The sequence below is a fragment of the Sphingomonas sp. SORGH_AS_0789 genome (assembly GCF_031453055.1).
GTDB lineage: Bacteria > Pseudomonadota > Alphaproteobacteria > Sphingomonadales > Sphingomonadaceae > Sphingomonas.
This window is the reverse complement of the sequence record NZ_JAVIYV010000001.1, coordinates 785,147-798,383: the sequence shown is the minus strand read 5'-3', so window position 1 is coordinate 798,383 and position 13,237 is coordinate 785,147. Positions and strand designations below refer to the sequence as shown.

The 13,237-nt window shown below is 65.7% G+C and carries 8 protein-coding genes; 5 read left to right on the top strand and 3 right to left on the bottom strand.

Annotated elements, in window-relative coordinates; all coding sequences use genetic code 11:
• Window positions 1-84: 84 nt before the first annotated feature.
• Entirely contained in the window at window positions 85-4,371 is a 4,287-nt protein-coding gene (gene rpoC / locus QE360_RS03650; RefSeq protein ID WP_309699368.1) for a DNA-directed RNA polymerase subunit beta', read from the top strand.
• Between the two features lie 270 nt (window positions 4,372-4,641).
• On the top strand, window positions 4,642-4,821 hold the full coding sequence (locus tag QE360_RS03645; protein ID WP_307102675.1) for a hypothetical protein: 180 nt from the start codon (window positions 4,642-4,644) through the stop codon (window positions 4,819-4,821).
• Between the two features lie 537 nt (window positions 4,822-5,358).
• Here QE360_RS03645 and QE360_RS03640 read toward each other — a convergent pair.
• On the bottom strand, window positions 5,359-5,793 hold the full coding sequence (locus QE360_RS03640; protein WP_309699366.1) for a nuclear transport factor 2 family protein: 435 nt from the start codon (window positions 5,791-5,793) through the stop codon (window positions 5,359-5,361).
• 281 nt (window positions 5,794-6,074) lie between these two features.
• Here QE360_RS03640 and QE360_RS03635 point away from each other — a divergent pair, with 281 nt between their 5' ends.
• Complete coding sequence (locus tag QE360_RS03635; protein WP_309699364.1) at window positions 6,075-7,823, top strand: hypothetical protein; 1,749 nt, start codon at window positions 6,075-6,077, stop codon at window positions 7,821-7,823.
• A 98-nt stretch (window positions 7,824-7,921) separates the two neighbouring features.
• Here QE360_RS03635 and rplL read toward each other — a convergent pair whose 3' ends face one another.
• Both rplL and rplJ read right to left on the bottom strand, forming a co-directional pair.
• Window positions 7,922-8,296: a 50S ribosomal protein L7/L12 gene (gene rplL, locus QE360_RS03630; RefSeq protein ID WP_007403895.1), complete on the bottom strand. Its 375-nt coding sequence runs from the start codon at window positions 8,294-8,296 to the stop codon at window positions 7,922-7,924.
• A 70-nt stretch (window positions 8,297-8,366) separates the two neighbouring features.
• Entirely contained in the window at window positions 8,367-8,888 is a 522-nt protein-coding gene (rplJ, locus tag QE360_RS03625; RefSeq protein ID WP_007403805.1) for a 50S ribosomal protein L10, read from the bottom strand.
• A gap of 442 nt (window positions 8,889-9,330) precedes the next feature.
• Between rplJ and QE360_RS03620 the strand changes: the two genes are divergently transcribed.
• Both QE360_RS03620 and QE360_RS03615 read left to right on the top strand, forming a co-directional pair.
• Complete coding sequence (locus QE360_RS03620; RefSeq protein ID WP_309699362.1) at window positions 9,331-11,811, top strand: alkaline phosphatase PhoX; 2,481 nt, start codon at window positions 9,331-9,333, stop codon at window positions 11,809-11,811.
• 96 nt (window positions 11,812-11,907) lie between these two features.
• Entirely contained in the window at window positions 11,908-12,999 is a 1,092-nt protein-coding gene (locus tag QE360_RS03615; protein WP_309699360.1) for a lactonase family protein, read from the top strand.
• The last annotated feature ends 238 nt before the right edge of the window (window positions 13,000-13,237 follow it).

Below are 13,237 nucleotides of genomic sequence, written 5' to 3'. Positions count from 1 at the left end.
GAAACGGAGCCGGTGGGGCCACCCGCCCCGCCGGCACCTTTCTCGCTCGCCCGATGAATTTTCCCTCCCTGTGAGGAAAGCAAAATGAACGAACTGACCAACTTCGCCAATCCGGTGGCCAAGCCGGAAACCTTCGACCAGATTCAGATCGGCATCGCGTCGCCCGACAAGATCCGTTCCTGGTCGTTCGGCGAGATCAAGAAGCCCGAGACGATCAACTATCGCACGTTCAAGCCGGAACGTGACGGCCTGTTCTGCGCGCGCATCTTCGGTCCGATCAAGGATTACGAATGCTTGTGCGGCAAGTACAAGCGCATGAAGTACAAGGGCATCGTCTGCGAAAAGTGCGGTGTCGAAGTCACGGTGTCGAAGGTCCGCCGCGAGCGGATGGGCCATATCGAACTGGCCGCACCGGTCGCGCACATCTGGTTCCTGAAGTCGCTGCCGTCGCGCATCGGCCTGCTGCTCGACATGCAGTTGAAGCAGCTCGAGCGGGTGCTGTACTTCGAAGCCTATATCGTCATCGAGCCGGGCCTGACCCCGCTGGAGAAGTATCAGCTTCTCACCGAGGACGAACTGCTCGACGCGCAGGATGAATATGGCGAGGATGCCTTCTCGGCCGGGATCGGCGCGGAAGCGGTCCGCATCATGCTCGAGAGCCTCGACCTCGAGGGCGAGCGCGTGCAGCTTCTGGAAGAGCTGGCGACGACCAAGTCGGAGCTGAAGCCCAAGAAGATCATCAAGCGCCTGAAGGTCGTCGAGAGCTTCATCGAATCGGGCAACCGTCCCGAATGGATGATCCTGGAAGTGATCCCGGTCATCCCGCCCGAGCTGCGCCCGCTGGTGCCGCTGGACGGTGGCCGCTTCGCGACCTCGGACCTGAACGACCTGTATCGCCGCGTCATCAACCGCAACAACCGCCTGAAGCGCCTGATGGAGCTGCGTGCGCCGGACATCATCGTCCGCAACGAAAAGCGCATGTTGCAGGAAGCGGTCGACGCGCTGTTCGATAACGGCCGTCGCGGCCGCACGATCACGGGCGCCAACAAGCGTCCGCTGAAGTCGCTGTCCGACATGCTGAAGGGCAAGCAGGGCCGCTTCCGTCAGAACCTGCTCGGCAAGCGCGTCGACTATTCGGGCCGTTCGGTCATCGTGACCGGTCCGGAGCTGAAGCTGCACCAGTGCGGCCTGCCGAAGAAGATGGCGCTCGAGCTGTTCAAGCCGTTCATCTACGCCCGTCTGGACGCCAAGGGTCTGTCGATGACCCTGAAGCAGGCCAAGAAGTGGGTCGAGAAGGAGCGCAAGGAAGTCTGGGACATCCTGGACGAGGTGATCCGCGAGCATCCGGTCATGCTGAACCGCGCGCCGACACTTCACCGTCTGGGCATCCAGGCGTTCGAGCCGGTGCTGATCGAGGGCAAGGCGATCCAGCTTCACCCGCTGGTCTGCTCGGCGTTCAACGCCGACTTCGACGGCGACCAGATGGCCGTGCACGTCCCGCTGTCGCTGGAAGCGCAGCTGGAAGCGCGCGTCCTGATGATGTCGACCAACAACATCCTGTCGCCCGCCAACGGCAAGCCGATCATCGTGCCGTCGCAGGACATGGTGCTGGGCCTGTATTACCTCTCGCTCGAAAAGCAGAAGGAACCGGGCGAGGGCATGATGCTGGCGGACATGGAGGAGGTCCATCAGGCCCTCTTCGCGGGTGCCGTCACGCTGCACACCAAGATCATCAGCCGCGTTCCGCAGACCGATGAGCAGGGCAACCAGTATCTCAAGCGCTATGAGACCACGCCGGGTCGCATGCTGCTGGGCGAGTGCCTGCCCAAGAGCCACAAGGTGCCCTTCGACATCGTCAACCGCGTCCTGACCAAGAAGGACGTCGGCGAGGTGATCGACGAGGTGTATCGTCACACCGGCCAGAAGGAGACCGTGCTGTTCGCCGACGCGATCATGGCGCTGGGCTTCCGTCACGCGTTCCGCGCCGGCATCTCGTTCGGCAAGGACGACATGATCATCGCGCCGGACAAGGATCGTCTGGTCGATGAGACGCGCGAGCAGGTGAAGGACTTCGAGCAGCAGTATCAGGACGGCCTGATCACGCAGCAGGAGAAGTATAACAAGGTGATCGACGCCTGGAGCCGTTGCGGCGACCAGGTCGCGAACTCGATGATGAACGAGATCAAGGCGGTCCGGCATTACGAGGACGGCCCGATGGAAGGCCGTGAGAAGCCGATCAACTCGATCTACATGATGGCCCACTCGGGCGCGCGTGGTAGCCCCGCCCAGATCAAGCAGCTGGCGGGTATGCGCGGCCTGATGGCCAAGCCGTCGGGCGAGATCATCGAGACGCCGATCATCTCGAACTTCAAGGAAGGTCTGACCGTTCTTGAATATTTCAACTCGACCCACGGCGCGCGTAAGGGCCTGGCCGACACGGCACTGAAGACGGCGAACTCGGGTTACCTGACCCGCCGTCTGGTGGACGTGTCGCAGGACTGCGTCATCATCGAAGAGGATTGCGGCACGACCCGCGCCCTCGAGATGAAGGCGATCGTGCAGGGCGGTTCGACCATCGCCTCGCTCGGCGAGCGTATCCTGGGCCGCACCACGGCCGAGGACATCGTCAACGCCAAGACCGGCGAAGTCATCATCCCGTCGGGTGTCCTGCTCGACGAGCCGATGGTGGCACGGATCGAGGCGGCAAACACCCAGTCGGTCAAGATCCGCAGCCCGCTGGTCTGCGAATCGAAGGTCGGCGTCTGCGGTAAGTGCTATGGCCGTGACCTCGCCCGCGGTACGCCGGTGAACATCGGCGAAGCGGTCGGCGTCATTGCGGCGCAGTCGATCGGTGAGCCGGGTACGCAGCTGACCATGCGTACCTTCCACATCGGTGGTGCGGCGCAGCTGAACGAGCAGTCGAACCTGGAAGCTGCGGTGGACGGTGTCGTCCAGTTCCGCGACCTGCGCCTGATCGTCGACCAGCGCGGTCGCCGCGTGGTGCTCAGCCGTTCGGGTGAGATCGCGATCGTCGACATGGACGGCCGCGAGCTGTCGGTCGACCGTATCCCCTACGGTGCGTACGTGCTGTTCGACGATGGCCACATCGTGTCGAAGGGCGACCGCATGGCCGAGTGGGATCCGTTCACCATGCCGGTGATTACCGAAAACCCCGGTACGGTGAAGTTCCAGGACCTCATCGAGGGCAAGACCCTGACCGAGCAGGTCGACGAAGCCACGGGTATCGCCCAGCGCGTCGTCACCGAATACCGTGCCTCGACCAAGTCGAAGGAGGATCTGCGTCCGCGCATGACCCTGCTCGACGACAATTCGGGCGAGGCCGGCCGCTACATGCTGGCGCCGGGTGCGACGCTCTCGGTCGAGGACGGGGCGCAGGTGCAGGGCGGTGACGTTCTGGCCCGTGTGGCTCGCGAGTCGGCCAAGACCCGCGACATCACCGGCGGTCTGCCGCGCGTCGCCGAGCTGTTCGAGGCACGCGTTCCCAAGGACTCGGCGATCATCGCCAAGGTCTCGGGTCGTGTCGTGTTCGGCAAGGACTACAAGGCGAAGCGCAAGATCGGCATCCAGCCCGAGGATGGCGGCGAGGTCGTCGAGTATCTGGTGCCCAAGTCGAAGGTGATCGACGTTCAGGAAGGCGACTACGTCAAGCGTGGCGACAACCTGATCGGCGGCTCGCCCGATCCGCACGACATTCTGGAAACGATGGGCGTGGAGCCGCTGGCCGAATATCTGGTCAGCGAAATCCAGGAAGTTTACCGTCTCCAGGGCGTCAAGATCAACGACAAGCACATCGAGACGATCGTTCGTCAGATGCTGCAGAAGGTCGAGATCACCGACGGCGGCGACACCACGCTGCTGAAGGGCGAGCAGGTCGATCGCGAGGAAATGGACGCGATCAACGACAAGCTCGATGCGAACCAGGTCCGTGCGCAGGGCAAGCCCGTCCTGCTCGGCATCACCAAGGCGAGCTTGCAGACCCGCAGCTTCATCTCGGCGGCGTCGTTCCAGGAGACCACCCGCGTCCTCACCGAGGCGGCGGTCCAGGGCAAGCAGGACACGCTGATGGGCCTGAAGGAGAATGTCATCGTCGGCCGCCTGATCCCGGCGGGTACCGGTGCGGGCATGAACCGCCTGCGCGTGGCGGCCTCCAGCCGCGACGCCGCGCTCCGCGCGCAGCAGCGCAAGCTGGCCGAGGCGATCGTCGCGCCGGTCAGCGCGGCCGAGCAGCGGGCGGCGGAAAACGCCCGTTCGCCGCGCGAAGACGTCGGCACCGGCAATGACCCGCTCGCCGAGGTCGCGCCTTCGGGTCACGGCACCGATGCGGATGCCGGTGAGTATCTGAACGACTGATCCAGCTAACGGATTGGAAACAAAGGGCCGCCGTCCGGGCAACCGGGCGGCGGCTTTTTTTGGAACGCCGCCGATCGGGTTTTATCGTTGACGCGGATGCATGGCTGATCGAGAGGCCAACGCGATGAAAGTCCCGGATTTGCGCCGAATGGAGGGTGCGTAGAGCCGGATACGGGAACCGAAATGCCCTCCCAACCATATACGAATATTGGAGAAGATCCCGGACGCGCGCGGGTTGTTGGCGTGCCGATGGGACCCCGGAGACCTGAAATGACGTCCCCCGAGATTGACGAAGACTATTTCTATCAGCGTGCCGAAACCGAACTCGAACTGGCCCAGAAAGCGACCCACCCCGCCGCGGTTCGAGCCCATTACATCATCGCGAACCACTATCTGGATCGCGCCTATAACCAGCCCGCCCATGGCGAGGTGATCGAAGCAGCGGAGTAACGAAAAGGGGGCCTGCGGGGCCCCCTTTTTTCCCAAGGGCTAAGGGGGCCGATCGACATTCAGCGATGCCTTTCCTTCCCTCGCCCTTCGCAGAGGGGAGAGGGTTGCGTAGACTTGGTCTTTGCGAGAGCAAAGGCTTAGTCGGAGCTGGGTGAGGGGTGGGCGCTCGCGAAGCGCGCGCGAGCCTCTGGCTCGCTCAACCCCTCACCCAAGCTGCGCTAGCCAGCAGGCTGGCAAGCTCCGCTAACCCTCTCCCCTGTCCAGGGGAGAGGGAAGAGGAAATCCCGAATGTCGGTCCCGCCTAGTCTTCGCAACCCTCTCGCATCATGGAGGAGAAAGGGTAGGCGGGGCGGAATGGTGATACGACCTGGGGCATAGTAATACGGTGTTGAGTTGACGCGAGCCCCTCTCCTTCAGAGAAGGGGGGCGGGCATCGCCGCGAACCCCACGCTTGCGGAGGCTCCCCACCCCCGGCGATCTCCTGGCATGTTTCTCGCCAAGAACTCGGTGCACGGAGCCCCTATGGCCATCGCCCGGTCAGGGCGTCTTGGCCGGCGGGATCGGCGTATATTGCGTGGAGATCAGTCGCCATTGGCCGCGATCCCGTCGCGCGACATAGCGGGCTCGAACTGCGCGGGTCGTGCCGTTGGGAAAGGTGATCGATCGCCTGGCGGTGACGAGCGCGACCGGCCCTTGCGCTCTGACGACGACGTCATCGGTCGTGATGGGCGGCACCGGAGCCTTGGCGGTCGGCGCATAAAAGCCCAGCACTTGGGCGCGGGAATCGACATCGCCGATCGGCGAGATTTCCTCATAATCGGGGGCCAGCGTGTCGGCCAGTGCAGCGGGGTCGAACCGGCTCCGCGCCGTCTCGAAGCGGTCGACCAGGTGGCGTAGCGGCGCCTCCTGGGCGGAGGCCGTCGGTGTCATGCCGATTCCCGCGACGGCCAGTCCCAAGGCCAGAATGTTCATTGCGATCCCCCTCTCATCCGGTCCGGCATCACAACCGATATCGGGCATCCGTGCAAGATGCGGAGGGATTGGCGATCCTCCAGTGCCCGACACCGACAGCCAGGCCATTCTACTGCCGTCGAAAAGGAGAATCGGTGGACTTGGAAGAAACCCGGGATCCCCGGTTAAGTCTTTGGGCAAGCGCAAGGAATATGGCGGCTGTATGCGCGCGGCGGGAATGGGCCTTGCGCGACGATGGGCGAAGGCTCGACAGAGGCTCGGGCTGGCCATAGGCGGCAGCCATGGCTCTTTCCCGCCCGCATGACGCCCCCGTTTCGCTTCCCTTCCCGTCAGGGGCCCCGGCTTCGGGCGGCGTGATGGCCTGGGTGGCCACCTATGCGCTGGCCATGGCGATCTTCTTTCGCACGGTGATTGCGAGCGGCTTCGATCTGGGCTTTGGCGAGCGGGGGGACGCGCTGATCGAGATGACCATTCTCGAACATTGGCGCAACGTCCTGTCGGGCGTGTCGCCCTGGGATGCGGCCTTCTACTTCCATCCCTATGGCGGCTCGCTGGGCTATAATGACGGTTATTTCCTCTATGGCCTGTCCTATTCGGTCTGGCGGCTGGTCGCGGACCCGTTCCATGCCGACACGCTCAACATCCTGACCTTCAAGACGATAGGGTTCGCGGCCGCATATCATCTGGTGAAGCGGACGCTGGGCTGGGGGCGGGGGAGCGCGCTGCTGGTGGCACTGCTCTGGAGCATCGCCAGCAATATCCACCTCCAGGCCGTCCATGCCCAGTTGCAGAGCGTCGCGCTGCTGCCGGTGGCGATGATCCTGGCGATAGGCTGCGTCCGCGCCGAAGGGTGTGGCGATCGCATCGCCGCGCGCTGGCGGGCGGTCGTGCTGGCGGCGCTGATGGCGGCGTGGCTGTTGACCTCCTATTACATGGCCTGGTTCACCATCTTCTCCGCCTGTCTGTTCGTGCTCTGCTGGGCGATGCTGAGCGGGAACGCCAGGCCGGCAGCGCTGGCCGGGCTGGTCCGGCGACATGCCGGGACGCTGGCCTGGGGCGGCGGTGCCTTTGCCGTGCTGATCCTGCCCTTCCTGGCCGTCTATCTGCCCAAGCTGCGCGAGACGGGGGGCGAGGGCTATTATGAGATGCTCGGCTATCTGGTGACGCCGGGGATCGACATGATCAATGTCGGGCCGGGCAATTATCTGTGGGGCTGGCTCTTCCGCCCGCTGTTCGCGCTGCTGCACGCGCTGTTCCCCGCCGACCCGCTATTGCCGGGGCGGGTGCTGGGCGGAGAGCATGAGGCGGGGTTTCCGCCGTTGCTGTGCGCGTTGCTGTTCGTCGCGGCGTGGCGGATCGTGGTGCGGCGGCGGATCGGGATCGCGGGGGAGGCGCCGGTGGCGTGGCGCGCCTTTGCGCTGGCGATGATCGTCGCCTGGGCGCTGACGCTGCAATTCTGGGTGGCGTCGCCCTGGAACCTCGCCTTCTGGCTGGTGCCGGGGGCCAAGGGGCTGCGCACCGTGTCGCGCTATCAACTATGGCTGAGCCTGCCGTTCCTGCTGATCGTCCTGGCGGCGTGGCGCGAGCAGGCGGCGCGGCTGGCGGCCACGCGTCCCTGGTGGCTGGCGGGGATCGTCGCCTTGCTGGTCGCCGAGAATCTGAGCGCGGAGACGCCCAACCAGATCAGCCATGCCGTCCATCACGACGCGCTGGCGGCCATCCCCGCGCCGCCCCGCGACTGCGCGGTCTTCTACGTCGTCGCGACGCGGGTGAACGAGCCGCTCTATATCAATGCCGAGCTCAACGCGCTCTATCCGCACAATGTCGATGCGATGTTCCTGGCGGAGCGGTGGCGGGTGCCGACGATCAACGGCTTCTCGACCTTCAATCCGCCCGACTGGCATTTCGCCGATCCACAGGCGGCCGATTATGATGCCCGGGCACGGGCCTATGTCCGGGCGCATGGGCTGCGGCACGTCTGTCGGCTGGATATGCGGTCCGTGCGGCCGTGGAGCCGGATGGCGGGATAGGGATTTGGGCCAAAGAAAAAGGGCGACCCCCGCAAAGGGGCCGCCCTTTCTTTAGCTCGCCAAGCGAACGGGTGCGGGGGTTGCCCCCCGCAGTCCGATTACTTGAGCTCGACGGTCGCGCCGGCTTCTTCGAGCTGCTTCTTGATCTTCTCGGCCTCGTCCTTGGCAATGCCTTCCTTGACGGGCTTCGGAGCGCCTTCGACCAGCGCCTTGGCTTCGGTCAGGCCCAGGCCGGTGATCGCACGGACTTCCTTGATGACGTTGATCTTCTTGCCACCGTCGCCGGTGAGGATCACGTCGAACTCGGTCTTCTCTTCAGCGGCCGGAGCAGCAGCGCCGCCAGCAGCAGGAGCAGCGGCAACGGCCGCAGCGGCCGAGACGCCCCACTTCTCTTCGAGCATCTTCGAGAGCTCGGCGGCCTCGAGGACGGTCAGCTCGCTCAGCTGGTCAACCAGCGCGTTCAGGTCTGCCATGATCTTATCTCCAATACGGGCCGTCTAAAATGGCCCGAGTGTGTCAGTTCAAATCGTATTCGCCCGAAGATCAGGCGGCTTCCTTGTCCTTGTCGGCATAAGCCGCGAGGACGCGGGCGATCTGCGCCGCGGGAGCCTGGGTGATGGTGGCCAGCTTCGTCGCCGGAGCGACGATGAGACCAACCAGCTTCGCCCGGAGCTCGTCCAGCGAGGGCAGAGTCGCCAGCGCCTGCACGCCTGCGACATCAAGGACGTTCGCACCCATCGATCCGCCGACGATCTCGAACTTGTCGGTCGTCTTGGCGAATTCCACGGCCACCTTGGCGGCGGCCACGGGATCGATCGAGCTGGCGATGCCGACGGGACCCGTCAGCATGTCAGCGACACCGGCATAGTCGGTGCCCTGGGCTGCGATCTTGGCAAGCCGGTTCTTCGAGACCTTGTAGGTCGCGCCGGCTTCCCGCATCTTCGTGCGCAGGGCCGTCGACTGGGCGACGGTCATGCCGTGGTTGCGGGTGATGACCACCACGCCAACCTCGTTGAAGTTGCGGTTCAGTTCGGCGACGGCCTGGGTCTTTTGATCGCGATCCATGCCATTCTCCATGGTTGGAACGACCGCGAACGGTCATCCCGGTTGCTTGACCGGGGGGTGTGACCACCCCTCGGGGTGTCCAGCGATGGGGAATGGGCAACCGACGCGTGAGAAACGCGGGGCAGACCGGACGGAACCAGCGAGTGGCACGACCGGCAAAATCCTTTTCCCCGTCTCGGCAGGCCATTAAGCCAGGGCATATTCCCCGGCACCTGCTGTCTAGGACGGAATCCGAACGGGCAAGCCCATCCGGATGCGGGGCTGCCCTTAGGCCGATCGTCATGGGGAGTCAAGCAGGCTGGCATGATGAAGCAAGCGTCATCTGGGAGTCATGGCGATGTCACCGTCATGACGCGGAAGTGAAGCCTGTGTGACTTGGTTGCGCGGCAAAGCCCGGCGCGAGGCCGCGCATCTTTCCCGACGCGGTATCGGGGGAAATTCCATGTCCGATATCAATAGCATGGTCGCCTATGACGATGGTGACGTCGATACCAACCGCTCGACCAACACGCATATGAGCGAGCTGATCGCCACCCGCCTGTCGCGCCGCCAGACGCTGCGCCACGGGGTGTCGGCGATGACCACCGCGCTGTTCGGCGGCATGTTGCTGGCGGGCTGCGACGACGAGAATCCGCAGGGCGTCACCGCCACGGCGGCGGGCAGCACCGCCAGCGTCGCGGCGGGGCGGCTGGTCACGCTGACCGGCACGGTGAACAGCGGCCAGGTCGCCAATGTCAACTGGAGCCAGACGGCGGGCCCCTCGGTCACGCTGACCAACGCCAACCAGCTCGTCGCCACGTTCCGCGCGCCCGCCGTGGCGACCGCGACCCAGCTGGCGTTCAAGCTGGAGATCACCAGCCGCGACGGCCTGGTCACCAACAACAGCGTGACGATCACGGTGACGCCGATCGCGCTCGACTTCACCGCCGTCCCGCACAGCCTGGCGGACGTGGTGACGGTGCCCTCGGGCTATAGCGTCAGCGTGCTCTATCGTCTGGGCGATCCGATCGCCTCGGGCGTGGCGGCGGCCGCCAATAACGGCACCGACAGCAATTTCGCGCAGCGTGCGGGCGACCATCATGACGGCATGAGCTATTTCGGCCTCGCCGCCAGCGGGGCGACCCCCGATCCGACCAACAGCACGCGCGGGCTGCTCGTCCTGAATCACGAGAACATCACCCAGCTCTATCTCCACGCCAACGGCCCCACGCCGTCGCCGCGCCCCGAATCGGAGGCGATCAAGGAGATCGAGTGCCACGGCGTCTCGGTGGTCGAGGTCACCCGCACGAACGGGGCCTGGACCTATGTCCAGGCCTCGGCGCTGAACCGTCGCATCACCCCCAACACCCCGATGGCGTTCAGCGGCCCGGTGAAGGGCAATGCCTGGCTGAAGACCGCTTATTCGACCGATGGCACCGGCGGGCGCGGTACGATCAACAATTGCGCCAACGGCACGATGGCGTGGAACACGTACCTGACCAACGAGGAAAACTGGGCGGGCTATTTCCGTCGCACCAGCGGCGATGCGGCGGTGCGCGCCGCCACGACGCCCAAGCAGAATGTCTCGCTCGCCCGCTATGGCATCGGCGAGGGGCGCTCGGGCAATTATGGCTGGACGACCGTCACGCCGTCGGATTCGTCGAGCACGGTCTTCCGCCGCTGGAACGCGACCGCCAATGCCGCACTGGCGGCGGACGGCACCGCCGATTTCCGGCACGAGCCGTTCCAGTTCGGCTGGGTGGTCGAGATCGATCCGTTCAACCCCGCCTCGACCCCGCGCAAGCGCACCGCACTGGGCCGCATGAACCATGAAGGCTGCCAGAGCGGCCGGATGATCGCGGGCGTCCGCCCCGCCTTCTACATGGGTGACGATGCGCAGAACGAATATATCTACAAGTTCGTGTCGGCCACGCCGTGGAGCACCTCGGACGCCAGCGCCAGCGACCGGCTGGCGGTGGGCGACAAATATCTCGACAACGGCACGCTCTATGTCGCCAAGTTCAATGCGGACGGCACCGGCATTTGGATGCCGCTGGTGTTCGGGCAGAACGGGCTGACCGCCTCGAACAGCGTCTATCCCTTCGCCGACCAGGCCGATGTCCTGATCAACACGCGGCTGGCGGGCGACGCGCTGGGCGCGACCAAGATGGACCGGCCGGAGTGGACTGCGGTCAATCCGGCGACCGGCGAGATGTATTGCACGCTGACCAACAACGCCTCGCGCCGCCCCGTCGCCTCAGGCAGCCTGACCGGGGTCGATGCGGCCAACCCGCGCGCCTATGTCGATCCGCCCTCGACCTCGGTCGGCAACCGCAACGGCCATATCATCCGCATCCGTGAAGCGAACGACACGACCGAGGCGACCAGCTTCACCTGGGACGTGTACGCCTTCGGGGCGGGGGCGGACCTGGATGCGACGAACATCAACCTGTCGGGGCTGGACGCGACCAACGACTTCTCGTCGCCCGACGGCCTGTGGTTCAGCCTGCCGAGCAATGTCGCCGGGCAGCAGACGCCGGTGATGTGGATCCAGACCGATGACGGCGCCTTCACCGACGTCACCAACTGCATGATGCTGGCCGCGATCCCCGGCCGGGTCGGCGATGGCGGCACGCGTTCGGTCACCAGCAGCGCAGGGGGCGCCTCGGCGACCGTCACCACCCGGATCGGCAAGGCACCGGGCGTGACGCTGAAGCGTTTCCTGGTGGGGCCGAAACAATGCGAGATCACCGGCATCCACTCGACGCCGGACGGCACCTCGGTCTTCGTCAATATCCAGCATCCGGGCGAGGACGCCAGCAGCGTCGCCGCGCCGACCAGCAACTGGCCCGACAGCCAGAGCGGCAGCGCGGCCGCATCGGTCCGCCCGCGCTCGGCCACGATCGTCATCACCAAGAATGACGGCGGCGTCGTTGCGATCTGATCGGCTGGTCGCATCGTGACCCCATGAGGGGGCGGGAAGTGATTGCCTTCCCGCCCCCTTTCGCGTTCAAGGGCTGGCGGACAAGGGAGGGGCGGCATGACGACGACACGGCGCGAGGTGATGGCGGGCGCGGCCGCCATCGGGCTGGGAACGGCGATCGGGCCGGTGCTGGCGCAGGTGCCGGGCCGCGACAGGCTGATCGCGGGCACCTATGCCAATGAAGGGGGCCGGGGCCTCTATCCGATCGTCGATGGCCGTGTGGGACCGCCGGTGGCGGGGATCGTCAACGCCTCTTACGGCGTGGGCAACGGGCCGGGCGGCGCCTTTTACCTGTTGCGGGAGCAGGCCGAGGGGCGCGTCACCGGCTATGGCCCCGGCTGGGCGTCGCGGGGCGGGGCGTCGACCGGCGGGGCCGATCCCTGCCATGTCGCGCTCGACCGGTCCTCCGCCTGTCTGGCGGTTGCCAATTATTCCAGCGGCTCGGTCGCCTTCTATCGGCTCGACCGGCGGACCGGCGCGCCGGGCGAGGCGCAGGTCTTTCGCCATCGGGGTCACGGCCCCAATGCCGAGCGGCAGGCGGGACCGCATGCGCATTGGGTGGGGTTCAGCCCCGACCGGCGCTGGCTGCACGCGGTCGATCTGGGGGCGGATGCGATCTTCGCCTATCGCTTCGACCCCGCCGCGCGGACGCTGGCCGAGCCGGTGATCGGCTGGCAGGCCCCGGCGGGGGCGGGGCCGCGCCACATGGTCCGCCACCCGACCCTGCCGCGCGCCTATGTCGCCTGCGAGTTGCAGCCCCGGCTGTTCGTCCTCGACGCGCTGCCCGAGGGGCGCTTCCGCACGGCGGGCGAACGGGCGCTGCTGGCCGAGGGCACGACCACGCCCTCCTATGCGGCGCATATCGCGATCGATCGGGCGGGGCGGACGCTCTATGTCTCCAATCGCGGGGCGAACAGCATCACCGTCTTCCGCCTGAACGCCAAGGGCGATCCCGAGCCGGTCCAGCATGTCCCGACCGGCGGCGACTGGCCGCGCTTCTTCCTGCTGCGCGAGGGGCGAGGCGAGATGCTGGTGGCGAACGAGCGTTCGGGTACGGTGAACGCCTTCCGGATCGGCAAGGACGGCCGCCTGACCGCCACCGGCCGCAGCATCGCCATTCCGGGCGTGGTCTTCCTCGCCGAGGTTTGAGGGGCGCACTCCAACCCCGTTCTTGAGTGGATCGCCATTCAGCGATGCCTTATCTTTCCCTCGCCCCTCGCAGAGGGGAGAGGGTTGCGCAGACTTGGTCTTTGCGTAGCAAAGGCTTAGTCGGAGCTGGGTGAGGCGTGGGCGCTCGCTTTGGCGAGCGCTGCGAGCCTTTGAGCTCGCTCAAACCCTTACCCAAGCTGCGCTAGCCAGCAGGCTGGCAAGCTTCGCTAACCCTCTC

Bases quoted from the DNA above. Each gene is read 5' to 3' on its own strand.
- rplJ (WP_007403805.1), bottom strand. From the start codon at position 8,888: ATGGATCGCGATCAAAAGACCCAGGCCGTCGCCGAACTGAACCGCAAC.
- QE360_RS03620 (WP_309699362.1), top strand. From the start codon at position 9,331: ATGTCCGATATCAATAGCATGGTCGCCTATGACGATGGTGACGTCGAT.
- QE360_RS03645 (WP_307102675.1), top strand. From the start codon at position 4,642: ATGACGTCCCCCGAGATTGACGAAGACTATTTCTATCAGCGTGCCGAA.
- QE360_RS03635 (WP_309699364.1), top strand. From the start codon at position 6,075: ATGGCTCTTTCCCGCCCGCATGACGCCCCCGTTTCGCTTCCCTTCCCG.
- rplL (WP_007403895.1), bottom strand. From the start codon at position 8,296: ATGGCAGACCTGAACGCGCTGGTTGACCAGCTGAGCGAGCTGACCGTC.
- QE360_RS03640 (WP_309699366.1), bottom strand. From the start codon at position 5,793: ATGAACATTCTGGCCTTGGGACTGGCCGTCGCGGGAATCGGCATGACA.
- rpoC (WP_309699368.1), top strand. From the start codon at position 85: ATGAACGAACTGACCAACTTCGCCAATCCGGTGGCCAAGCCGGAAACC.
- QE360_RS03615 (WP_309699360.1), top strand. From the start codon at position 11,908: ATGACGACGACACGGCGCGAGGTGATGGCGGGCGCGGCCGCCATCGGG.